The sequence below is a fragment of the Streptomyces rubrogriseus genome (genome assembly GCF_027947575.1).
Lineage (GTDB): Bacteria > Actinomycetota > Actinomycetes > Streptomycetales > Streptomycetaceae > Streptomyces > Streptomyces rubrogriseus.
This window is the reverse complement of record NZ_CP116256.1, coordinates 5,673,984-5,697,602: the sequence shown is the minus strand read 5'-3', so window position 1 is coordinate 5,697,602 and position 23,619 is coordinate 5,673,984. Positions and strand designations below refer to the sequence as shown.

19 protein-coding genes are annotated in these 23,619 nt (G+C 73.6%); 15 read left to right on the top strand and 4 right to left on the bottom strand.

The features are described from left to right. Positions 1–36: 36 nt before the first annotated feature. Entirely contained in the window at positions 37–1,083 is a 1,047-nt protein-coding gene (locus Sru02f_RS25975) for an Rv2578c family radical SAM protein (protein ID WP_109028477.1), read from the bottom strand. A gap of 160 nt (positions 1,084–1,243) precedes the next feature. Here Sru02f_RS25975 and Sru02f_RS25970 point away from each other — a divergent pair, with 160 nt between their 5' ends. The 9 genes from Sru02f_RS25970 (at position 1,244) to Sru02f_RS25930 (ending at position 13,723) form a co-directional block, all read left to right on the top strand. After that, a complete protein-coding gene (locus tag Sru02f_RS25970) occupies positions 1,244–1,687 on the top strand; it encodes an SRPBCC family protein (RefSeq protein WP_003972496.1) in 444 nt (147 codons plus the stop codon). A gap of 150 nt (positions 1,688–1,837) precedes the next feature. Continuing rightward, positions 1,838–4,303: an MFS transporter gene (locus tag Sru02f_RS25965; protein WP_109028478.1), complete on the top strand. Its 2,466-nt coding sequence runs from the start codon at positions 1,838–1,840 to the stop codon at positions 4,301–4,303. Between the two features lie 146 nt (positions 4,304–4,449). Next, positions 4,450–6,954 carry an ATP-binding SpoIIE family protein phosphatase gene (locus tag Sru02f_RS25960; RefSeq protein ID WP_167469200.1) on the top strand — a complete coding sequence of 835 codons (2,505 nt, stop codon included), beginning with the start codon at positions 4,450–4,452 and terminating at the stop codon, positions 6,952–6,954. Between the two features lie 218 nt (positions 6,955–7,172). Continuing rightward, positions 7,173–7,919 carry a class I SAM-dependent methyltransferase gene (locus Sru02f_RS25955; RefSeq protein ID WP_109028480.1) on the top strand — a complete coding sequence of 249 codons (747 nt, stop codon included), beginning with the start codon at positions 7,173–7,175 and terminating at the stop codon, positions 7,917–7,919. 95 nt (positions 7,920–8,014) lie between these two features. Beyond that, positions 8,015–8,848: a M55 family metallopeptidase gene (locus Sru02f_RS25950; protein ID WP_030178507.1), complete on the top strand. Its 834-nt coding sequence runs from the start codon at positions 8,015–8,017 to the stop codon at positions 8,846–8,848. Then, positions 8,841–10,166: a M20/M25/M40 family metallo-hydrolase gene (locus Sru02f_RS25945; RefSeq protein WP_109028481.1), complete on the top strand. Its 1,326-nt coding sequence runs from the start codon at positions 8,841–8,843 to the stop codon at positions 10,164–10,166. The genes Sru02f_RS25950 and Sru02f_RS25945 overlap by 8 nt, the downstream gene beginning before the upstream one ends. A 42-nt stretch (positions 10,167–10,208) precedes the next feature. Beyond that, positions 10,209–12,176: a S9 family peptidase gene (locus tag Sru02f_RS25940; RefSeq protein ID WP_109028482.1), complete on the top strand. Its 1,968-nt coding sequence runs from the start codon at positions 10,209–10,211 to the stop codon at positions 12,174–12,176. Beyond that, a complete protein-coding gene (locus Sru02f_RS25935; protein ID WP_167469201.1) occupies positions 12,173–13,114 on the top strand; it encodes a S66 peptidase family protein in 942 nt (313 codons plus the stop codon). Before Sru02f_RS25940 ends, Sru02f_RS25935 begins: the two co-directional genes overlap by 4 nt. A 9-nt stretch (positions 13,115–13,123) precedes the next feature. Next, entirely contained in the window at positions 13,124–13,723 is a 600-nt protein-coding gene (locus Sru02f_RS25930; protein ID WP_109028483.1) for a GNAT family N-acetyltransferase, read from the top strand. On the opposite strand, the gene Sru02f_RS25925 is transcribed toward Sru02f_RS25930, so the two are convergent. Further along, positions 13,695–14,042 carry a DUF6204 family protein gene (locus Sru02f_RS25925; protein ID WP_109028484.1) on the bottom strand — a complete coding sequence of 116 codons (348 nt, stop codon included), beginning with the start codon at positions 14,040–14,042 and terminating at the stop codon, positions 13,695–13,697. The two genes, Sru02f_RS25930 and Sru02f_RS25925, sit on opposite strands and share 29 nt — an antisense overlap. A gap of 163 nt (positions 14,043–14,205) precedes the next feature. Between Sru02f_RS25925 and Sru02f_RS25920 the strand changes: the two genes are divergently transcribed. After that, a complete protein-coding gene (locus Sru02f_RS25920) occupies positions 14,206–16,170 on the top strand; it encodes a DUF5107 domain-containing protein (protein ID WP_109028485.1) in 1,965 nt (654 codons plus the stop codon). A gap of 35 nt (positions 16,171–16,205) precedes the next feature. Here the strand turns inward: Sru02f_RS25920 and Sru02f_RS25915 are convergent, their stop codons facing one another. Next, a complete protein-coding gene (locus Sru02f_RS25915; RefSeq protein ID WP_003972485.1) occupies positions 16,206–16,553 on the bottom strand; it encodes a VOC family protein in 348 nt (115 codons plus the stop codon). A gap of 80 nt (positions 16,554–16,633) precedes the next feature. Between Sru02f_RS25915 and Sru02f_RS25910 the strand changes: the two genes are divergently transcribed. Then, positions 16,634–17,164, top strand: a complete 531-nt coding sequence (locus Sru02f_RS25910) for a phage holin family protein (RefSeq protein WP_174854948.1) — start codon at positions 16,634–16,636, stop codon at positions 17,162–17,164. 74 nt (positions 17,165–17,238) lie between these two features. Here the strand turns inward: Sru02f_RS25910 and Sru02f_RS25905 are convergent, their stop codons facing one another. Next, a complete protein-coding gene (locus Sru02f_RS25905) occupies positions 17,239–18,201 on the bottom strand; it encodes an LLM class F420-dependent oxidoreductase (protein WP_109028487.1) in 963 nt (320 codons plus the stop codon). 186 nt (positions 18,202–18,387) lie between these two features. Here Sru02f_RS25905 and Sru02f_RS25900 point away from each other — a divergent pair, with 186 nt between their 5' ends. From Sru02f_RS25900 to Sru02f_RS25885, 4 genes are all read left to right on the top strand, one after another. Beyond that, a complete protein-coding gene (locus tag Sru02f_RS25900) occupies positions 18,388–20,307 on the top strand; it encodes an NAD(P)/FAD-dependent oxidoreductase (RefSeq protein ID WP_109028488.1) in 1,920 nt (639 codons plus the stop codon). Continuing rightward, the gene (locus Sru02f_RS25895) at positions 20,304–22,151 is read left to right on the top strand and encodes a transketolase (protein ID WP_109028489.1); all 1,848 of its coding nucleotides are present in this window, start codon (positions 20,304–20,306) and stop codon (positions 22,149–22,151) included. Before Sru02f_RS25900 ends, Sru02f_RS25895 begins: the two co-directional genes overlap by 4 nt. 77 nt (positions 22,152–22,228) lie before the next feature. Further along, the gene (gene ligD / locus Sru02f_RS25890) at positions 22,229–23,134 is read left to right on the top strand and encodes a non-homologous end-joining DNA ligase (protein WP_109028490.1); all 906 of its coding nucleotides are present in this window, start codon (positions 22,229–22,231) and stop codon (positions 23,132–23,134) included. Between the two features lie 65 nt (positions 23,135–23,199). After that, positions 23,200–23,592 (top strand): gas vesicle protein GvpO, encoded by a 393-nt coding sequence (locus Sru02f_RS25885; protein WP_109028964.1) that lies wholly within the window; start codon positions 23,200–23,202, stop codon positions 23,590–23,592. Positions 23,593–23,619 lie beyond the last annotated feature (27 nt).

The following is a 23,619-nucleotide window of genomic DNA, read 5'->3' as shown; positions in this document are numbered from 1 at the left end:
CCGACTTCTTCGGCCGGAGCGCGTGCCCGAAGGCTGTCAGATGAGGGAGAGCTGCACCGGCTCCGGAGGCGCGGGTTCGGCCGGGTGCGAGTGCTCCGGCTCCGCGATCCTTCGCGGCATCCCCGCGCGCGCGGGACCGATGCCGTACTCGCGGGCCAGATCGTGCACCTGACGCGTGATCCTGCGCTGGTACCACTTCGGGGCGTAGGCGCCGTCCGCGTACAGCCGTTCGTACCGGCGGACCAGGTGCGGGTGGTGCCGGCCGAGCCAGGCCATGAACCACTCGCGGGCCCCCGGACGCAGGTGCAGCACCAGGGGTGTGACCGAGGTGGCACCGGCGGCGGCGATGGCCCGCACGGTGGCCCTGAGCTGGGCCGGTTCGTCGCCGAGGAAGGGGATGACCGGGGCCATCAGCACTCCGCAGCCGATGCCCCGCTCGCCGAGGGCCCGGACGACCTCGAGCCGGCGCTCCGGGGCCGGGGTGCCCGGCTCCACGGTGCGCCACAGCTCCGCGTCGGTGAAGCCGACCGAGACCGAGATGCCCACCTCCGTCACCCGCGCCGCCCGCGTCAGCAGGTCCAGGTCGCGCAGGATCAGCGTGCCCTTGGTGAGGATGGAGAAGGGGTTCGCCCGCTCGGTGAGGGCCTCGATGATGCCCGGCATCAACCGGTAGCGGCCCTCCGCGCGCTGGTAGCAGTCGACGTTGGTGCCCATGGCGACGTGTTCGCCCTGCCAGCGGCGCGAGGCGAGTTGGCGGCGCAGCACCTCGGGCGCGTTCACCTTGACGACGATCTGGGAGTCGAACCCGAGCCCCGTGTCGAGGTCCAGGTAGCTGTGGGTCTTGCGCGCGAAGCAGTACACGCACGCGTGGGTGCAGCCCCGGTAGGGGTTCACCGTCCACTCGAACGGCATGCGCGAGGCCCCCGGCACCCGGTTCAGGATCGAGCGGGCCCGCACCTCGTGGAAGGTGATGCCTCTGAACTCGGGCGTGTCGAACGTGCGGGTGACGACGGCGTCCGCGCCGAACAGCGCGGTGTCCGCCGCCCGGGCGTGGTCGGAGTCCGTGAGGTTCTCCCAGCGCATTGAGGCCTCCTCGGTAGCACTGTTCGACACAATAGAACACTTGTTCCCTTGATCGTGCGGACGAGTCGCGCGGGGCCGCTTCGCGCCCCCCGATTTGGTGGCCGGGCGGCGGGGTGGTTGGCTTGCCCCGAACCCGAGAACCAGGCCCTGGAGGAACCCGATGGCGCAGGTCGAGGCGACGACGGAGCGGATCGTCGCAGCGGACGCGGAGACGGTGTTCGACACCCTCGCCGACTACAGCGGCACCCGCGAGAAGCTGCTGCCCGAGCACTTCAGCGAGTACGAGGTCCGGGAGGGCGGCGACGGCGAGGGCACCCTCGTGCACTGGAAGCTCCAGGCCACCAGCAAGCGCGTCCGCGACTGCCTGCTGGAGGTCACCGAGCCGACCGACGGAGAACTGGTCGAGAAGGACCGCAACTCCTCCATGGTCACCACCTGGCGGGTCACCCCGGCGGGCGAGGGCAAGTCCCGGGTCGTCGTGCTCACCACCTGGCAGGGCGCGGGCGGCGTCGGCGGCTTCTTCGAGAAGACCTTCGCCCCCAAGGGCCTCGCCCGGATCTACGACGCCCTGCTCGCCAAGCTCGCCGCCGAGGTCGAGAAGTAGCCAAAGGGCAGACGCGGGGCGGCTGTTGGCCGCCTCACCGGTTCGAGTGATCTCCGTGCGAAACCGCCGTACGTCCGTAACTCGTCGCACTTGTTCGCAGTTGTCGCCTCAGGCGGCAAATGTGAGCAGGTGTGACGAGGGGAGCGGTACGTGGGCGGGATCACTCTGGTGCAGGACCCGGTAAGGGATCCCGCACAGGACGAACCGGTCGTTGCGGCCCAGGAGGCCCAGGCGCCTCCCGGGCCTCCCGTTCCCGGGCCGGACGGCGAGCGGGACGCGGGGCTGAGCCCGCGCCGGGTGCGGCTGGTCTTCGTCGGGCTGATGCTGGCGCTGCTGCTCGCGGCCCTGGAGCAGATGATCGTCGCCACGGCGCTGCCGAAGATCGTCGGTGAGCTGCACGGTCTGGACAAGATGTCCTGGGCGATCACGGCGTACCTGCTCACCTCGACCGTCGGACTGCCCATCTACGGCAAGCTCGGCGACCTCTTCGGCCGCAAGGGCGTCTTCCAGTTCGCCATCCTGGTCTTCGTCGTCGGCTCCGCGCTCGCCGGACGCGCGCAGACCATGGACCAGCTGATCGCCTTCCGCGCGGTGCAGGGCGTCGGCGCGGGCGGCCTGATGATCGGCGTCCAGGCGATCATCGCGGACATCGTGCCGCCCCGCGAACGCGCCCGGTACATGGGCCTGATCGGCGCCGCCTTCGGACTGGCCTCCGTCGCGGGCCCGCTGCTCGGCGGCTACTTCACCGACCACCTCTCCTGGCGCTGGTGCTTCTACATCAACGTGCCCTTCGGCCTGGTCACCATGGCCGTCGTCGCCGTCGTCCTCAAGCTGCCCAGGCCACGCGTCAAGCCGCGCCTCGACATCCTCGGCGCCCTGCTGCTCGCCGCCGCCTCCACCTGCCTGGTGCTGCTCACCAGCTGGGGCGGCACCGAGTACGCATGGGGCTCGCGGGTCATCCTCGGCCTCGGCGCCGGAGCCGTCGCGGCCACCCTGCTCTTCCTGGTCGCCGAGCACTTCGCGCCCGAACCCCTGATCCCGCTGCGCCTGTTCCGGGACTCCATCTTCAACGTCACCGCCCTGGTCGGCCTCGTCGTCGGCGTCGCCCTGTTCGGCGCCGCCAGCTACCTGCCGACCTTCCTCCAGATGGTCGACGGCGCCAGCGCCACCGAGTCCGGCCTGCTGATGCTGCCGATGATGGGCGGCATCGTCGGCGCCTCGATCATCTCCGGACAGCTCATCAGCCGTACCGGTCACTACCGGATCCACCCGATCCTCGGCAGCGCGCTGTCCGTCGTCGGCATGTGGCTGCTCTCCCGCCTCGGCACCGACACGCCCCGGCTGCACTACAGCATCTGGATGGCCGTCCTCGGTGCCGGTATCGGCCTGGTGATGCCCGTCCTCGTCCTCGCCGTCCAGAACTCGGTGCGCCCCACCGACCTGGGCACCGCCACCAGCGCCAACAACTACTTCCGGCAGATCGGCGGCAGCGTCGGCGCGGCCGTCTTCGGCACCCTCTTCGCGGGCCGGCTCACCGACGCCCTGGCCGACCGGATCCCCGCCGAGGCGGGAGTCGACCTCCCGGACGCCGAGGCCATCACACCCCAGCTCGTCCACTCCCTGCCCCCGGCGCTGCGCGACGCCTACATCGGGGCGTACGCCGACGCCATGCCGCGGATCTTCCTCTACCTGGTGCCGGTGCTCGTCCTCGGGCTCCTCATCGCCCTCTTCCTCAAGGAGAAACCCCTGGTGTCCCACAACGCCCAAGTCACCGACCCGGAGACCGCCCAGCACGCACCGCACGCCCCGCAGCCACAGACGGCCGCCCAGGTCCCGCCGGCCCGGTCGCCCTACGCCGGCGGCATCCCCGTCTGCGGCACGGTGCAGCACCCCGACGGCACCGTCGTGCCCCGCGCGGCGCTCACCCTCATCGACGTCGGCGGACAGCAGATCGGCCGGGGCGCCAGCGGCGACGACGGACGGTACGCGCTGGCCACGCCCGGCTCCGGGGCGTACGTCCTGATCGCCGCGGCCGGCGGCCACCAGCCGCAGGCGGTCTCCGTGACGGTCGGCGAACGCCCGGTGGAACTCGACGTGGTCCTCGGCGGCGCCGGCCGCCTCGCGGGCAGCGTCATGACCGCCGACGGAAGCCCCGTGCGTGACGCGACGGTCACCCTCACCAACGTCCACGGCGAGGTCGTCGCCACCACCCGCAGCGGCCGCGAGGGCGGCTACGTCATCACGGAGCTGGTGGCCGGCGAGTACACCCTCGCCGCCAGTGCCCCCGCCTTCCGCCCGGCCGCGCTGCCGGTCAGCGTCCAGGCCGCCCGGGAGACCCGCCAGGACGTCGAGCTGGCCGGCGGCGCCGTGCTGCGGGGCACCGTGCGGGCCAGTGGCGGGCGGGCCGTGGAGGACGCGCGCGTGACGCTGCTCGACGCCGCGGGCAACGTGGTGGACACCCTCACCACCGGCCCGGACGGCACGTTCCGGTTCGTGGACCTGTCGTCCGGCGAGTACACCGTCATCGCCGCCGGCTACCCGCCGGTCGCGACCGTGCTCCAGATGGCCGGCGGCGGCCGGACGGAGCGCGACCTTCAGCTCGGCCACGAGGACTGAGACCGCGACACCGGCGCGCGGGCGCGCGCCGGTGTGCTCGCGCGCCACCAATTCCCCCGTTGCCGCACATGGTCACCGGCCACCCCCGTACGGTGGTGACGGCGACACAGATCTTGCGGAGCCGTGGGCAGAGAGGGCCTGACGCCATGGACCATGGCACCGAGCGGGACGCACCTCCCGGCCACCGTGCCGGACCCGACACCGTGCCGGCCGACCCCGTGACGGGCCGTGTCCCGCTGGCCGTCGTCGTGGTGGACCGCGACGGACTGGTCTCCCACTGGAGCCGTGGCGCACGACGGCTGTTCGCCCTGCCCAAGGAAGAGGCGATCGGGCGGCCCGCCCCCGATCTGCTGCCCGTCTCGGGCGTGCTCCCCGAGGACACGGAACCGGACGGCGCCGGGCACGACGACTCCTACCGCTCGTACCCCGCCCACGACGGCCCGGGGCCCGGCCTGGAGTCCTCCCTCGACGGGCGGCTGTCCTACCCCGCCGCGGGCCGGGCCCGGCTGACCGTGCGGGCCGACGACCGCGTCGACGTGCTCTGGTGGGCCTACCCCCTGGTGGGCCCCGGTCCGGAACGGCTGCTCGTGCTGGCCGCCGACGCGGACGGACTGCGGCGGGACTACGCCGACGGGACCGACCACAGCGCCGGGCCGGCCGTGGTCGAGCGGATCGCCCCCGCGTTCGCCCTGCACACCGACTTCCCCGGCGCCGACGAACTCGCCCGCCGGCTCCCCGAGATCCTGCCCAGCATGAGCGTCGGCGAGAGCGCCCGCATCGTCGCGCAGGTCCTCGAACTGGGCTACCCGGTACTGGAGTTCAGCCGCCACGACCGGGTGCCCGTCACCCCCGACTGGGGCGTGCCCCGGCGGGCCGAGCGCCGGGCGCGCCGCGAACGGGCCGCGCGGGCCCTGGCGGCCGGTGAACCGGTGCCGGACGAGCTGCGGGACGAGGCCGAGGACCTGGAGTACGCCGCGGTCCGCGAACGCCTGGAGTTCCTCAACGAGGTCAGCGGCGCGATCGGCACCTCGCTGGACCTCTCCCGGACCATCGTCGAGGTGAGCCGGGCGGTCGTCCCACGCTTCACCGACGTCGCCGGCACCTATCTGCGGGAACAGGTCGTCGCCGGGGAGGGCTTCCCCGACGGCGTGCCCGACACGACGACGATGTGGCACCGGGTCGCCCTGGAACACACCGACGAACCCGGCCGCTGGGACGACGTCGTACCGGTCGGCGAGGCCATGCCCTTCCCGGCGCACACCCCCTTCTTCCAGTGCATGACCACCGGTGAGCCCGTCCTGGTGCCCCGCATCACCGAGGAGATGGGCCACGCCATCGCCTCCCAGTTCGAGAAGCGGGACATCCGGCCGCTCATCACGGGCCGCTCGATGCTGCTGGTGCCGCTGAAGGCACGCACCGTCGTCCTCGGCTTCATGATCCTGCTCCGGCACCCGGAGCGGCCCGTCTTCAACGACATGGACCGCGTCACCGGCGCCGAACTCGCCGCCCGCGCGGGCCTCGTACTCGACAACGCGCGCATGTACACCCACCAGGAGAACGTCGCCGAGACGCTCCAGGACAGCATGCTCCCGCACATCCCCGCGCGCCTGGCCGGCTGCGACGTCGCCACCCGCTACCTGCCGGGCACACTGCTCGGCCGGGTCGGCGGCGACTGGTTCGACGCGGTCAAGCTGCCCGGCGCCCGCACCGCCCTCGTCGTCGGCGACGTCATGGGGCACGGTCTCAACTCGGCCGCGATGATGGGCCAGTTGCGCACCGCCGTCCAGACCATGGCCGGCCTCGACCTGCCCCCGGCCCAGCTCCTGCGCAACCTCGACGACCTCGCCCAGCGGCTCGGCGACACCCACCTCGCGACCTGCCTGTACGCCGTGTACGACCCCATCGCCGGGGAACTGCACCTCGCCAACGCGGGCCACATCCCGCCCGTCCTGGTCCGTGCCGAGGACGGCGCCAGCGAGCTGATCGACCTGCCGACGGGTGCGCCGATCGGCGTCGGAGGGGTGCCCTTCGAGTCGGTGCGGGTCCCGGTGGCGCCCGGTGACCGGCTGGTGATGTGCACCGACGGCCTGGTGGAGGTGCGCGGCGAGGACATCGGTGTCGGCCTCGCCACCCTCTGCGAGTCCGCCGCCCACCCGGCCGCCTCCATGGACGACGCCTGCGACACCATCATCCGGGCCCTGGGCACCGGCGGCGGCCGCAAGGACGACGTCGCCCTGCTGATGGCCCGGCTGACCGGCATCGAGCCCGACGCCGTCGCCGAGTGGCGCCTGGCCCGCGACCCGGCGGAGGTGGGCCGCGCCCGCGCGGCGGTCCGCGAGCAACTCCACGACTGGGGGCTGCCGAAGCTGGTGGGCCCCGCCGAGCTGATGGTCAGCGAACTCGTCACCAACGCCGTACGGCACTCCCACGGCCGCCCCGTCGCGCTGCGCCTGGTGCGCGCCGACACGCTGCTGTGCGAGGTGGACGACGACGACCACGAACTGCCCGCGCTCAAGAGCGCGGGCCCCGGCGACGAGACCGGGCGCGGTCTGCGCGTCGTCAGCACCCTCGCCCGCGAATGGGGCGCCAGCCGCACCGGCGCGGGCAAGACGGTGTGGTTCGAACTGACACTGCCCGCCCGGCACCGCTAGCGAGCGTGCCGGGGCGCGGCCACCGAGCCCCGCGGGTGCGCGGGTTCGCGCTGCCCGCGTCCGCCCCGCTCGCGCCGCTCGGTCCGGGGCCCGAATCCGCCCGGCGCGAACTACCGGTGAAGGAATGCGCCCGGCGCTTGTGGCCGTGCGCCCGGCGCGATACACCGTACGGACCCGTCGCCGGCGGGGCGTACGTCGTCGCACCTGGGGAGACGGGCATGAGCGTGACGAGTCGGTACCGGGACGCCTGGGAGGGCTTCTGGAACGAGGCCTCCGGGGACCGGGGGGCGGTGTTCTGGGACGCGGAGCCGACGCTGACCGCCGGTCGCCACCTGGCCCACTTCGAGCCGCACCTGGCCGACCCCGCCCTGCCGCTGATCGACCTGGGCTGCGGCAACGGCACCCAGACCCGCTACTTCGCCGAACGCTTCCCGCACGTGGTGGGCGCCGACCTGTCCGCCGCCGCCCTCGCCCACGCCCGCCAAGCCGACCCGGCCGGACTGGCCGCGTACCGGCAGCTGGACGCCGCCGACAAGGCCGAGGCTCAGGCGCTGCACGCGGAGCTGGGCGACGCCAACGTCTACGTCCGGGGCGTCCTGCACCAGTGCGAGCCCGACGACCGGCAGTCCCTGGCCGACGCCCTCGCCGTGCTCCTCGGCGAACGCGGCCGCGCCTTCCTGGTCGAGCCCTCCCAGGCGGCCAAGACCGTTCTGATGGGTCTGGCCCAGGGGCCCGCCGGGCCGCCCGCCAAGCTCGCCCCCGTCCTGCGCCACGGTCTGACCCCCGGCGCCGTCCCCGACGAGGCGGTGCCCGAGTACCTCCGCGCGGCGGGCCTCACCGTCCTGGCGAGCGGTGAACTCCCGTTGGTCACCACGGAGTACACGACGGACGGCACCCGCATCGAGCTGCCGTCGACGTGGGTGGTGGCGGGTACCGGGGACCTGGGGCTTCCGGGAAAGCGCTGATCGTAGGCCGTACGGGGCCCTTTTAGTGGTCCAGACCACCGGTGGTTATCCACAGCCCTGGCAGAGGTGGCCGGGCAGCGCGTACGGTTCGAGCCATGAAGATCCTCATCAGTGCCGACATGGAGGGCGCCACCGGCGTCACCTGGCCGGCCGACGTGCTGCCGGGGACACCGCAGTGGGAGCGGTGCCGGTCGATGTTCACCTCGGACGTGAACGCGGCCGTGCTCGGCTTCTTCGACGGCGGCGCCGACGAGGTACTGGTCAACGAGGCGCACTGGAGCATGCGCAACCTCCTCCTGGAGCGGCTCGACGAGCGCACGGAGATGCTCACCGGGCGGCACAAGGCGCTGTCCATGGTGGAGGGCGTCCAGCACGGAGACGTGGACGGCATCGCGTTCATCGGGTACCACGCGGGCGCCGGCATGGAGGGCGTCCTCGCCCACACCTACCTCGCCAACCAGCTCACCGGCGTCTGGCTGAACGACGTACGGGCCAGCGAGGGCCTGCTCAACGCCCACGTGGTCGCCGAGTACGGAGTGCCCGTGGTGCTGGTCACCGGCGACGACGTGGCCTGCGAGGACGCGCTCGGGTACGCGCCCGAGGCGCGCAAGGTCGCGGTCAAGGACCATGTGTCGCGGTACGCGGCCGTGTGCCGTACGCCCGCCAGGACCGCCGCCGACATCCGGGCCGCGGCCAAGGAGGCAGCCGCGCTCGCGGTGCGGCACGAGCCGGTGAGCGGCGGACCGTTCACCCTCGCCCTGGAGTTCGACGCCGAGCACCTGGCGGCGGCCGCGACCGTGGTGCCCGGGGTGGCGCAGGTCGGGGAGCGGAAGGTGGCGTACACCCACGACACGATGTTCGAGGCGATCCGGACGTTCAAGGCGGTCACGACGATCGTCTCGGCGGCGGTGGAGGAGCAGTATGGCTGAGCACACGGGCACCGGCACGGGCGCGCAGGCGCTGGACGAGGTCGTCCGGTTCACCTCCGAGCTGATCCGGATCGACACCACCAACCGCGGCGGCGGCGACTGCCAGGAGCGGCCGGCCGCCGAGTACGCCGCCGCGCGGCTCGCCGAGGCCGGGATCGAGCCCACGCTCCTGGAGCGGACGGCTGGCCGTACCAACGTGGTGGCCCGCATCGAGGGCACCGACCCGTCGGCCGACGCGCTGCTGGTCCACGGTCACCTGGACGTGGTGCCCGCCGAGGCCGCCGACTGGAGCGTGCACCCGTTCTCCGGGGAGATCCGCGACGGCGTCGTCTGGGGACGCGGCGCGGTCGACATGAAGAACATGGACGCGATGATCCTCGCCGTCGTCCGCGACTGGGCCCGGCGGGGCGTGCGGCCCCGGCGGGACGTGGTGATCGCCTTCACCGCGGACGAGGAGGCCAGCGCCGAGGACGGCTCCGGCTTCCTCGCCGACCGGCACGCCGCGCTGTTCGAGGGCTGCACCGAGGGCGTCAGCGAGTCCGGGGCGTTCACCTTCCACGACGGGGCCGGGCGGCAGTTCTACCCCATCGCCGCCGGTGAGCGGGGTACCGGCTGGCTCAAGCTCACCGCGCGCGGGCGCGCCGGACACGGTTCGAAGGTGAACCGGGAGAACGCGATCACCCGGCTCGCCGCCGCACTCACCCGCATCGGCGACCACGCGTGGCCGCTGCGCCTGACCCCGACCGTGCGCGCGGCCCTGACCGAGATCGCCGCCGTCTACGGCATCGAGACCGACCTGAGCGACGTCGACGCCCTGCTGGACAAGCTCGGCCAGGCCGGGAAGCTGGTCGAGTCCACCGTCCGCAACAGCAGCAACCCGACCATGCTGGACGCCGGTTACAAGGTCAACGTCATCCCGGGAGAGGCCGTCGCCCACGTCGACGGGCGGTTCCTGTACGGCGCCGAGGACGAGTTCCGCAGCACCCTCGACCGGCTCACCGGGCCGGACGTCGACTGGGAGTTCGTCCACCGCGAGGTGGCCCTCCAGGCGCCGGTGGACTCGCCGACGTACGCCCGGATGCGGGCGGCCGTGGAGGAGTTCGCGCCCGAGGGGCACGTCGTGCCGTACTGCATGTCCGGGGGCACCGACGCCAAGCAGTTCTCCCGGCTCGGCATCACCGGATACGGGTTCGCGCCGCTGAAGCTGCCCGAGGGCTTCGACTACCAGGCCCTCTTCCACGGCGTGGACGAACGGGTCCCGGTCGAGGCGCTGCACTTCGGCGTCCATGTCCTCGACCGTTTCCTGCGCACGGCGTAAAGACCCCGGCACCGCCCGGACGAGCAAGCAGCTGGAGGAGAAGTGGGGGAGTCAGTGCGGACTCTGTCATACGGATCGTGGCCCTCGCCCGTCGACGCGGCCCTCGCCGCCGCGCACGACGGACGGCCCGACGACGTCGGCTTCGTCGGTGACGAGGTGTGGTGGACCGCGCCCCGGCCCACCGAGGGCGGACGGCGCACCCTGGTGCGGCGGCACGCCGACGGCGCCGAGGAGCCGGTGCTGCCCGCGCCGTGGAACGTGCGCAGCCGCGTCATCGAGTACGGCGGCCGGCCCTGGGGCGCGGCCACGACCGACTCCGGCCCGCTGGTGGTCTTCGTGAACTTCGCCGACCAGCGGCTGTACGCCTTCACCCCGGGCGGCGGCGAGCCGCGTCCGCTGACGCCGCTGTCCGCGGTCGGCGGCGGGCTGCGCTGGATCGAGCCGGACCCGCGCCCCGAGCGCGGCGAGGTGTGGTGCGTCCTGGAGGAGTTCACCGGCGAGGGGCCCACCGACCTGCGCCGCGTGCCGGTGGCGGTGCCGTTGGACGGCTCCGCGGCCGACGACCGGGGCGCGGTCCGTGAACTGACCCCCGAGCGGCACCGCTTCGTCACCGGACCCCGCCTCTCGCCCGACGGGCGTCGCGCCGCCTGGCTCGCCTGGGACCACCCCCGCATGCCCTGGGACGGCACCGAGCTGATCGTCGCCGAGGTCGGTCCCGAGGGCACCTTCCAGGAGGCCCGGACCGTCGCGGGCGGGCCCGAGGAGTCGATCGCCCAGGCGGACTGGGCCCCGGACGGCACCCTGCTGTACGCCTCCGACCGCACCGGCTGGTGGAACCTCTACCGCGACGGGCGGCCGCTGTGCCCCCGCGAGGAGGAGTTCGGCGGGCCGCTGTGGAAGCTCGGGCAGCGCTGGTTCGCGCCCCTGGACAGCGGCCTGATCGCGGTTCTGCACGGCCGGGGCGCCGCCGTCCTCGGCATACTCGACCCCGAGACCGGCGAGGTCGTCGACGCGGCGGGCCCCTGGACGGAGTTCGCGCCCGCCCTCGCCGCGCACGGTGAGCGCGTCGCCGCCGTCGGCGCGAGCCCCCGCAGCGGCTACGAGGTCGTCGAGCTGGACGCCCGCACCGGCCGCGCCCGGGTGATCGGCGCCCCGCACGAGGACGCCACGGACCCGGAGTTCTACCCGCGGCCGCGGATCCGCACCTTCACGGGACCGGGCGGACGGGAGATCCACACCCACCTCTACCCGCCGCACCACCCCGGCTGCCGGGCCCCGGACGGCGAACTGCCGCCGTACGTCATCTGGGCGCACGGCGGCCCCACCAGCCGTTCCCCGCTCGTCCTCGACCTGGAGATCGCCTACTTCACCTCCCGCGGCATCGGCGTCGCCGAGGTCAACTACGGGGGTTCCAGCGGCCACGGCAGGGAGTACCGCAACCGGCTGCGCGAACAGTGGGGCGTGGTCGACGTCGAGGACTGCGCCGCCGTCGCGCTCGCCCTCGCCGACGAGGGCACCGCCGACCGGGAGCGGCTCGCCGTGCGCGGCGGCAGCGCGGGCGGCTGGACCTCCGCCGCGTCACTGGCCACCACCGACGTCTACGCCTGCGGCACGATCAGCTACCCGATCCTCGACCTGACCGGCTGGGGGACCGGCGAGACCCACGACTTCGAGTCGCAGTACCTGGAGAGCCTGATCGGCCCGTACGCCGAGGTCCCGGACCGCTACACCGACCGGTCGCCCGCCGAGCACGCCGAGCGCGTCACCGCCCCGTTCCTGCTGCTCCAGGGACTGGACGACGTGATCTGCCCGCCCGTGCAGTGCGAGCGGTTCCTCGACCGCATGGCGGGCCGCGGAGTACCCCACGCCTACCTCGCCTTCGAGGGCGAGGGGCACGGCTTCCGCCGCGCGGAGACCATGGTGCGCGCGCTGGAGGCGGAGCTGTCCCTCTACGCCCAGGTCTTCGGGCTGACCCCGCCCGGCGTCCCCGCCCTGGAGCTGACCCGATGAGCCGGGTGCGGGAGCTGGTCCGGCCGGCCCGGCTCGCCCCCGGCGCCCGGGTGGCCGTCGTCGCGCCCAGCGGACCGGTGCCCGAGGAGCGGCTCCAGGCGGGCCTGGACGTGCTGCGCGGCTGGGACCTCGACCCGGTCGTGGCGCCGCACGTCCTGGACCGGCACGACACCTTCGACTACCTCGCGGGCACCGACGCCGACCGGGCCGCCGACCTCCAGGCCGCCTGGTGCGACCCGGCCGTGGACGCCGTGCTGTGCGCCCGCGGCGGGTACGGCGTCCAGCGCATGGCCGACCTGCTCGACTGGGAGGCGATGCGCACGGCCGGTCCCAAGGTGTTCGTCGGTTTCAGCGACATCACCGCGCTGCACGAGGCGTTCGCCACCCGCCTCGGCCTGGTCACCCTGCACGGACCGATGGCGGCCGGGATCGACTTCATCAAGAACGCCCGGGCCCAGGAGCACCTGCGGGCCACCCTGTTCGCCCCGGAGACGGTCCGCGTGATCACCTCCGGCGGCACGCCGCTGGTGCCCGGCCGGGCCCGGGGCGTCACCCTGGGCGGCTGCCTCGCCCTGCTCGCCGCCGACCTCGGCACCCCGCACGCCCGGCCCTCCGCGCGCGGCGGCCTGCTGTGCCTGGAGGACGTGGGGGAGGAGACGTACCGCATCGACCGGTACCTCACGCAGTTGCTGCGCTCCGGCTGGCTCGACGGGGTCGGCGGCGTGCTGCTCGGCTCGTGGGCGCGGTGCGAGCCCTACGAACGGCTGCGGCCCCTGCTGGCCGACCGGCTCGGCGGCCTCGGCGTGCCGGTCGTCGAGGACTTCGGGTTCGGGCACTGCGAGGGGGCGCTGACCGTCCCCTTCGGCGTACCGGCGGAACTCGACGCGGACGCGGGCACCTTGACGCTGGACCGGCCGGCGCTGCGCTCCCCGGCGTAGGCTGGCCCCATGCCGCACACCCCGCCCCGCCACCTCGCCGAGGGCCCGCGCGTGGGCATCCGGCACTTCAGCCACGCGGACGCCGCCGAGTTCACCGCCCGGGCACGCCAGAGCAAGGACCTGCACCACCCCTGGCTCTTCCCGCCAGACAGCGTCCAGGCGTACGAGGCCTACGCGACGCGGCTCATCGAGGACCGCACCAAGGCCGGGTTCCTGGTGTGCGAGAAGGACACGGAGGCGACGGACGGGGCGGGCGGGCCGGCGGGCCCGGTGCCGGACGGCGGCTCCATCGCCGGATTCGTCAACATCAACAACATCGTCGAGGGCGGCTTCCTCAGCGGCGCGCTCGGTTACGGCGCCTTCGCGCACGCGGCCGGCCGCGGGCTGATGCGCGAGGGACTGGACCTCGTGGTGCGGTACGCGTTCGGGCCGATGCGGCTGCACCGGCTGGAGATCAACGTCCAGCCGGGCAACGCCGCCTCGATCGCCCTGGCCCGCGCCTGCGGCTTCCACCTGGAGGGCTTCTCGCCGAGGATGCTCTACATCGACGGCGCCTGGCGCGACCACCAGCGCTGGGCGATCACCGCCGAGACCGTGACTTCCGGTTGATCTTCATCGTGTCCAGGTCCGTCACCGTGGACTTGAGGTCGCCGAACCCGTAGCCCAGCCCGCGCAGCGCGCCCTCCGCCCGGTCCTCGGCGATCGCTCCCGCCATCTCCTCGCCGTCCGCCGCGTCCGACACCACCACGTAGCGCATCGAGAAGTGCTTCAGCGGTGCTGGTTCGTACGACAGCGAGCCCTCCTCGGTGAACCGCATGCTCGCCATCCCGTGCTCGTCCGCCTCGGCGAGCAGCCGGCCCCGCGCCTCCTCGGTCAGCCCCTCCCAGGTGCCCCGGACGATCACCCGGTAGGTGTGCTGCTCACTCACGGCCGCTCTCCTTCGTCTTCTTCGTCTTGGTACGCGCGTCGACCGCCCGACCCTACGTCCGCGCACTCACGGGTCCCAGCGGATTAAACGTGAGGCACGTCGCCCCGGCCCGGCCCACGGAGACCCTGTTCACCGCGCCGGGGAGCGGCTTCCATGGGGAAGCGTGACGACGATCCGACGCGAGGTACTGACCCTGCCCGCCGCGCCGCTGGGGCCGGACAACCCCCTGCCGCCGCTGCGCCCCCTGGACGAGGCCCACCGCATCGACGACCGGGACCGGGCGGGCCTGCCGCGCGACATGGCCCGGCAGATCGACTACGAGCCCCTGCGCAGCCTGCTGCCCGCCCAGGTCCGGGACGGCTACGGCCGCGGGCGCGAACCGCGCGCGCTGGACGCCCTCGTCATCGAGAACGACCGGCTGCGGGCCACCGTCCTGCCTGCCCTCGGCGGCCGCATCGCCTCCCTCCACCACAAGCCGACCGACCGCGAACTGCTCTACGTCAACCCGGTACTCCAGCCCGCCAACTTCGCCCTCAACGGCGTCTGGTTCTCCGGCGGCATCGAATGGAACATCGGCGCCACCGGCCACACCACTCTGTCCTGCTCACCCGTGCACGCCGCCTGCGTCCCCGCCCCCGACGGCGGCCGGATGCTGCGCCTGTGGGAGTGGGAGAGACTGCGGGACCTGCCCTTCCAGGTCGACCTGTGGCTCCCGGAGGACTCGGACTTCCTCTATGTCGGCGCCCGCATCCGCAACCCGCACGAACGCCCGGCGCCCACCTACTGGTGGTCCAACATCGCCGTCCCCGAGGACCGACGCGTCCTCGCCCCCGCAGACGAGGCCTGGCACTTCGGCTACGAGCGCAGGCTGCGCCGGGTCCCGGTGCCGGAATACGGCGGCGTCGACCAGACGTACCCCCTGAACAGCACCTACGCCGCCGACTACTTCTACGAGGTGCCGGACGACCGGCGCCGCTGGATCGCCGCGCTCGACGCGGACGGCCACGGACTGGTGCAGACCTCGACCGACCTGCTGCGCGGCCGCAAGCTGTTCGTGTGGGGCACCGGACCCGGCGGACGCCGCTGGCAGGAGTGGCTCACCGAACCCGGCACCGGCGGCTACTGCGAGATCCAGGCGGGGCTCGTCCGCACCCAGCTCGAACACGTCAAGCTGGAGGCGGAGAGCGAGGTGTCCTGGCTGGAGGCGTACGGGCCGCTCGCCGCCTCGCCGGAGGGCGACTGGCGCACCGTGCTGCGCCGGGCCGAGGACCGGCTGGAGGCCGCCCTGCCGCGGGCCGACGTCGACGCCGCGTACGACGCCTGGCGGGCGTGTGCCGACACTGAGCCGGACGAGCGCCTGGCCACGGGGTCGGGCTGGGGCGCGCTCGAGGTGCTGCGGGCCGGCTGGAAACTGCCCGGCACGCCCTTCGCGGAGGACACCCTCGGCGAGGAACAGCGGCCCTGGCTGCACCTGCTGCGCGCCGGGTCCCTGCCCGACCCGGAACACCACGAGCCGCCCGGCGGCACGCTGGTCGCCCGGCCCTGGCGGGACATGCTGGAGACCGCGGCCGCCACGCCGTCGGCCGAGTACCACCTAGGCGTCGCCCAGTGGCACGGCGACGACCGGGCGCAGGCGGTGCGCAGTTGGGAGCGCGGCCTCAAGTCCGCCACGGACCGCTGGCCGTTGCTGCGCTGCCTCGCCGTCGCCGACCAGGAGGACGGCCACGGCGAGCGCGCCGCCGACCGGTACACGGAGGCCTTCGACGACCTGTGCGCACGCCGGACCGACGGGGCGGAGAAAGGGGGCGGGAGGTGGGTGGCCGTCACCGCCGCGCTGGGCCGGGAGGCGATCGCGGCGCTGCTGGCGGCCGGGCGCAGCGCGGACGCCCGGACCGTGTGGGACCGGCTGGACCCCGCGACGCGGGCCCGCGGCCGGTACCGGTTGATCGAGGCCGAGCTGCTGACCGCGGAGGGCCGGCACGAGGACGCGCGGGCCGTGTTCGACGAGGGCTTCGAGGTCGCCGATCTGAGGGAGGGCGCCGACGGCATCGGCCTGCTGTGGGCGCGGCTGGACGACGCACCGCTCCCGGCCCGCTACGACTTCCGGATGTGGCCGGACGGGGAGTGAGCCCCGCCCGGCCTCTCGGGTGACGTGCCGGGGCCCTACTGCTGCCGGTCCACGTACTCGTAGATCGCCCCGTCCGGGTGCCGGGCGATCAGGTTGCGGCCCCCGGGCGTGGCGACCGGGCCGGCGATGATGTCGGCGCCCAGTGAGCCGAGTACGTGGCGGGTCTCCTCGACGTCCGACACGGCGATCGTCGCGGCCACCTTGCGCAGCACCTCGAGTTGGGACTCGGGCCCGCTCATCAGCAGGAAGCAGCCGATGGCGGCGGCCTGGACGCCACCGCGTTCGAAGCGGAGGGCCTCGCCGCCGGCCAGACCCTCGTAGAAGGGGATCGCCTTGTCCAGGTCGTCGACGTAGATGCGCAGTGTGGCTCCCAGAATGTCCATACGGACGAGCCTAGTTGGGCCGACCGGGTGCCCACTCCCGGTCCGCCCATGGAAGCCGGGCCGGCGGGTACCCGCAACCCATGGACCGCATGGATCACTTGGAACACCTGGACAGGCAACTGGTCGACGAACTGGCGCAGGTGGCACGCGAGACCGTGCGCGACGAACTGCGGGAACAGACCCGCAGGCAGCGCCGCAGGGCCACGCTGTACGCCGCGTCCGGCACCGCCGCCCTCTACGCGGGCGCCGCCGTCGCGCTCGCCGTGGGACTGGCGCTCGCCCTCGCGCTCCCGGGCTGGGCCGCCGCGCTGATCACGGCCGCCCTCCTGGCCGTCGTGGCGTATCTGCTGCGGGGCGCGGCCCGGCCGCACCCGTCGCGCCCGGGTTCGGCACCCGGCACGGGGCACGACCACGTCCCCGGCGGCGACGCGCCCGCCTCGGCGCCGGGCGGACTCGGCGTGCCGTACCCGCCGATGCCGCCCGTCGCTCCCGGCGGAGTGGGCGGCGCGACCGGAGCCCCGGGCGCGGGCACACCCGCACCGGGCGGCACCGGTCCCGCGGCACCGCGCCAGGACGACCTCGACCCCGAGAACAAGCGCCGTCGCGGCTGACCGGCCGCACACAGCACAGGGGTACGCCCGCACGGACGGCATCCGTGCGGGCGTACCCCCGTGCTCCGCCCGCGTCAGGCGCTCTGCTGGAGCTGCGGCAGCACCTTGGTGCGGTAGAGGTCGAAGAAGCCGCGCAGGTCCGGGCCGATCTGGTTGACGTAGACCCGGTCGAAACCGGCGTCGGCGAACTGCTTCAGCTCCGCCACGTGCTCGTCGACGTCGTCGCCGCACACCCGGCTGTCGCGGACCATGTCCTCGGTGACCAGGGTCTGCGCCTGCTCGAAGTGTTTCGGTGAGGGCAGCACCTGGCCCAGCTCGCCGGGCAACTGCTCGTTGGCCCACAGCCGGTGCACGGTGCGCACGGCCGCGTCCTTGTCGGTGTCGTAGCAGACCTTGGTGCCGCCGCTGACCAGCTTCCCGCCGCCCCCGCCCTTGCGGTACTGCTCCACCATCGAGGCGTCCGGCATCATCGTGATGTAGCCGTCGCCGACCCTGGCCGCCAGCTTCGTCGCCGCCGGGCCGAAGCCCGAGATATCGATGGGGACCGGCTCGTCGGGCACCGTGTACAGGCGGGCGTTCTCCACCGTGTAGTGCGTGCCGTGGTGGTTGACCTCCTCGCCGGTGAGCAGCCGGCGCATGATCAGGATGGCCTCCTCCAGCATCTCCAGGCGTATGTGCGCGGCCGGCCAGGCGTCGCCGAAGATGTGCTCGTTCAGTGCCTCGCCGGTGCCGACGCCCAGCCGGAACCGGCCGTCGGTCATCACCGCGCTGGTCGCCGCGGCCTGCGCCACCACCGCCGGGTGGATGCGCACGGTCGGGCAGGTCACCGCGGTCTCGATCGGCAGCGACACGGCTTCGGACAGGGCGCCGATCACCGACCACACGAACGGGCTCTGGCCCTGTTCGGCGTTCCACGGGTGGTAGTGGTCGGAGATCCACAGTGCCTGGAATCCGGCCTGCTCGGCCATCCGGGCCTGCTCGATCAGCTCCGCGGGACCGTACTGTTCGCACGAGAGGAAGTAGCCGTACTCGGGCATGAGGGGGTGCCTCCGGACAGGGAGCGGGGGTGGGTCCGGGGCACCGGGTACCCGGGCGCGGTGCCGGAAACCGGCGGCCCGGCGGCTTCCCCGCGGACGTGCCGCGACTACCCCGCGGACGTTTGGGGGCCCCGGCCCAGGGGACGCGGAAGGCTCACGAGGTACGCGACAGCCCGGAGGCGAACCGTGAGCCGACCCCGCATCGTGATCGTCGGTGCAGGCTTCGCCGGGTACCGGACGGCCCGCACCCTGTCCCGGCTCACCCGGCACCAGGCCGACATCACCCTGCTCAACCCGACCGACTACTTCCTCTACCTGCCCCTGCTGCCCCAGGTCGCCGCCGGAATCCTGGAACCGCGCCGGGTCAGCGTGTCCCTGTCGGGCACGCTGCCGCACGTCCGGCTGGTGCTCGGCGAGGCCGACGGCATCGACCTCGACGGGCGCACCGTGCACTACACCGGCCCGGAGGGCGAGGAGGGCACCCTGGCCTACGACCGGCTGGTGCTCGCCGCGGGCAGCGTCAACAAACTGCTGCCGATCCCCGGCGTCGCCGAGCACGCGCACGGCTTCCGCGGGCTGCCGGAGGCGCTCTACCTGCGCGACCATGTGACCCGGCAGGTGGAGCTGGCCGCCGCGGCCGACGACCGGGCGGAGTGCGCCGCGCGATGCACGTTCGTCGTGGTCGGCGCGGGATACACCGGCACCGAGGTCGCCGCGCACGGCGCGATGTACACCGACGCGCAGGTCCGCAGGCATCCGATGCGGACCGGCATGCGGCCGCGCTGGATGCTGCTCGACGTGGCGCCGCGGGTCATGCCCGAGATGGACGAACGGCTCTCCCGCACCGCCGAGCGGGTCCTGCGGCAGCGGGGCGTCGACGTGCGGATGGGGACCTCCGTGCAGGAGGCCACGCACGACGGGGTCGTCCTGACCGACGGGTCCACCGTCGACACCCGCACACTCGTGTGGTGCGTGGGCGTGCGGCCCGACCCGCTGGTGGAGTCCCTGGGGCTGCCCATGGAACGCGGCCGGCTGCTCGTCGACCCCCACCTCCAGGTGCCGGGCCGGCCCGAGCTGTTCGCCTGCGGTGACGTGGCGGCGGTGCCCGACCTGAACCAGCCGGGCCAGTACACGCCGATGACCGCACAGCACGCCTGGCGGCACGGCAAGGTCTGCGCCCACAACGTCGTCGCCTCGCTCGGCCGCGGGCAGCGGCGGGCCTACCGCCACCGTGACATGGGGTTCGTGGTGGACCTCGGCGGCGCCAAGGCCGCGGCCAATCCGCTCGGCCTGCCGATGTCCGGCCCGGCGGCGGGTGCGGTCACCCGCGGCTACCACCTCGCGGCGATGCCGGGCAACCGCGTGCGGGTCGCCGCCGACTGGCTGCTCGACGCGGTGCTGCCCCGCCAGGCCGTTCAGCTGGGCCTCGTACGGTCCTGGTCGGTGCCGCTGGAGTCGTCGTCTCCGGAGGTCGCGCGGGTGCCTGGGCGTCCTGAGCAGAGCGGGAAGGACGCCGTGGCCGCCGGGACTGCCGGGACTGCCGGGAAGCATGCCGACGGCGACGGCGCGAAGAAGCAGCCCGGCGGCGAGCCCGCGAAGGGGCAGCCGGGCGGTGAGCCCGGAAAGAACCAGCCGGGTGGTGAGCCCGGAAAGAACCAGCCGGGCGGCGAACCCGGAAAGAACCAGCCGGGCGGTGAGCCCGCGAAGAACCAGCCGGGCGGTGAGCCCGCGAAGAACCAGCCGGGCGGCGAACCGGCCAAGAGAGGGCCCGACGCCGCCTCCGCCGGGAGCCGGTCGCACGGTGAGCGGGCGAAGGGGAGCCAGTCCGGCTCGCCCCGTGCGTCCGGCAAGCCGCGCCGCGCCGTCGAGGCCGCCGGACCGCGCCCCGCCCGAGGAGGCTCGGGCAAGCCGGGCAAGTCCTCCCGCGCCTCCGGAGCGGGCTCCGCCGGTAGACGCCCCACCGCCCCGTCCGGACCGAGCCGGTCCGCGGGCCCGCCCACCGACCCCGGTCCCGAACCGCCGGCAAACCAGCCGCCCCCCGGACCCGACATCGCCCCCGGCCCCGTCAGGCGCACCGACGGACGTGCCGCGGAAGGAGACTCATGAACACCGGTGAACTCGTCGACCTCGGACAGCAGCTGCGCGTCGACAGCGTACGGGCGGCCGCCGCCGCCGGCTCCGGGCACCCGACGTCGTCGATGTCCGCCGCGGACCTGATGGCCGTACTGCTGGCCAACCACCTCCGCTACGACTTCGAACGCCCCGCCCACCCCGGCAACGACCGCTTCGTGCTCTCCAAGGGACACGCCTCGCCCCTGCTGTACTCCGCCTTCAAGGCGGCCGGCGCCATCGACGACGAGGAACTGCTCACCTTCCGCAAGCAGGGCAGCCGCCTGGAGGGGCATCCCACGCCGCAGCGGCTGCCGTGGGTCGAGACGGCCACCGGCTCGCTCGGCCAGGGGCTGCCCGTGGGCGTCGGCATCGCGCTGTCCGGCAAGCGGCTCGACCACACCGACTACCGCGTGTGGGTGCTGTGCGGCGACAGTGAGCTGGCCGAGGGGTCGATCTGGGAGGCCGCCGAGCACGCCGGGCACGAGCACCTCGACAACCTCACCGTGATCGTCGACGTCAACCGGCTCGGCCAGCGCGGCCCCACCCGGCACGGCCACGACCTCGACGCGTACGCGCGCCGGTTCCGGGCCTTCGAGTGGCACACCATCGAGATCGACGGCCACGACGTCGACGCCATCGACCGCGCCTACGGCGAGGCCCTGTCCACCAGGGGACAGCCCACCGCGATCATCGCCCGCACCCTCAAGGGCAAGGGCGTCAAGGCGGTGGAGGATCGCGAGGGGCAGCACGGCAAGCCGCTGCCCGAGGCCGAGGAGGCCGTCGCCGAACTCGGCGGCCCCCGTGACCTCACCGTGCGGGTGCACGCGCCCGAGGACGCCCGGTCGCTGCGCTCGACGGGCACCGGGCAGACCGAGCTGCCCCGCTACGACCAGGGCGACGAGGTCGCCACCCGCAACGCCTTCGGGGAGGCGCTCGCCGCGGTCGGCACGGCGCGCGGCGACGTCGTCGCCCTCGACGGCGAGGTCGGCGACTCCACCCGGGCCGAGTTCTTCGCCAAGGAACACCCCGAGCGCTACTTCGAGTGCTACATCGCCGAGCAGCAGATGGTCGCCGCCGCGGTGGGGATGGCGGCCCGCGGCTGGGTGCCGTTCGCCACCACCTTCGCCGCCTTCCTGACCCGCGCGTACGACTTCGTGCGCATGGCCTCGATCAGCGGCGCCGGCATCAACCTCGTCGGCTCCCACGCGGGCGTCGCCATCGGACAGGACGGGCCCAGCCAGATGGGCCTGGAGGACCTCGCCATGATGCGGGCCATCCACGGCTCGACCGTGCTGTACCCGTGCGACGCCAACCAGGCCGCGCGCCTCGTCGCCGAGATGGCCGGCCTGGAGGGCATCCGCTATCTGCGCACCTCGCGCGGCGAGAGCAAGGTGATCTACGGCCCCGACGAGGAGTTCCCCGTCGGCGGCAGCAAGGTGCTGCGCTCCTCCGACGCCGACCGGCTCACCGTCGTCGCGGCCGGCGTCACCCTGCACGAGGCGCTCGCCGCGGCCGACGCACTCGGAGCGGACGGCATCCCGGTCCGGGTGATCGACCTGTACTCGGTCAAGCCCGTCGACCGGGCGACCCTGCGCGCGGCCGCCGAGGAGACCGGCTGCCTGGTGACCGTGGAGGACCACCGGCGGGAGGGCGGCATCGGCGACGCCGTCCTGGACGCCTTCTCGGACGGGCGGCCCGTGCCCCGGCTGGTGCGGCTCGCGGTGACGACGATGCCGGGCTCCGCGACCCCGGCGGAGGAACTGCACGGCGCGGGGATCGACGCCGAGTCCATCGAGGCGGCCGCACGGATGCTCGTGGAGCAGGCGATCGTTCCGTGAGCGTGAGCGTGAGCGGGAGCGGCGGCAAGGGTGGTGGCGGCAGGGGTGGTGGCGGCAGGGGCGGCGGCGCCCGGACCGTGCGGGCCGGACGGCACACGGTGGAGGTCCACCGGCCGGACAAGGTGCTGTTCCCGGCCGGTGAGGGCGGTACGGAGGAGTACACCAAGGGCGATCTCGTCGACTACCACCGTGCCGCCGCCCCGTTCATGCTGCCGCATCTGCGGGGCCGCCCACTGATGCTGGAACGGCATCCGGACGGCGTCGACGGCCCGCGGTTCATGCAGAAGAACACCCCGGAGCACTACCCGGAGTGGATCGACCGCGTCGAGGTCGGCAAGGAGGGCGGCACCGTCTGCCACACCGTGTGCGACGACTCCGCCACCCTCGTGTACCTCGCCGACCAGGCCGCGCTCACCCTGCACCGCTGGCTCTCCCGGACCGGGCGGCTCGACCGGCCGGACCGCATGGTCTTCGACCTCGACCCGGCCGGAGACGACTTCGAGGCGGTGCGCGCGGCGGCCCGGCTGCTGGCCGATCTGCTCGACGAGCTGAAGCTGCCCTCCGCGCCGATGACCACCGGGTCCCGGGGGCTGCACGTGGTCGTGCCGCTGGACGGCCGCCAGGACTTCGACGACGTACGGGAGTTCGCGCGGGCCGTCGCCGACGTCCTGGCCGCCGCCCACCCCGACCGGCTCACCACGGCCGCCCGCAAGAAGGACCGCGGGGACCGGCTCTACCTCGACATCCAGCGCAACGCCTACGCGCAGACCGCCGTCGCCCCCCTCACCGTCCGTGCCCGCCCAGGCGCCCCCGTGGCCACGCCCATCTCCTGGGACCAGCTGGACGACCCGGCCCTGCACGCCCGCCGCTGGACCGTCGCCGACGCCGTGGAGCAGGCCCGCACCCGGCCCTGGGCCGGGATCATGAACCGGCCCCGTGCCCTGGGTCCCGCCCGGCGGCGCCTGAACGCCTTGCGCGGCTGAGCGGACTGCGCAACCCGGCGAGGTTTGGCGAACACACATGCGGCCACACGGAGGGGGAGGTGGCCATGTCGAACACGAAAAACACATCCGACTCGCAAGAATCACAACAGAGTTCACGAAAGCCACAGAGGTCTCAGGCATCTCAGACATCTCAAGAGTCTCAGAAGTCACATTCGTCACACGAGCCGCGCCGTCCCAAACCGATGGAGGTTCTGCGCGAGGCGCGCGCCCAGCTCGCGGAGCTCACCGGCATGACCGCCGAGTCCGTGTCGTCCTTCGAGCAGACGGAGGAGGGCTGGGTCCTTGAGGTCGAGGTCCTGGAACTGGAGCGGGTGCCCGACACCATGAGCCTGATGGCGAGCTACCAGGTGGAACTGGACGCCGAGGGACAGCTCACCGGCTACCGGCGCGCCCGGCGCTACGAGCGCGGACGGGCCGACTCCCGCGGCGGCCGCTAGGCCGGCGCACGGCTCCCGCCCGTACCC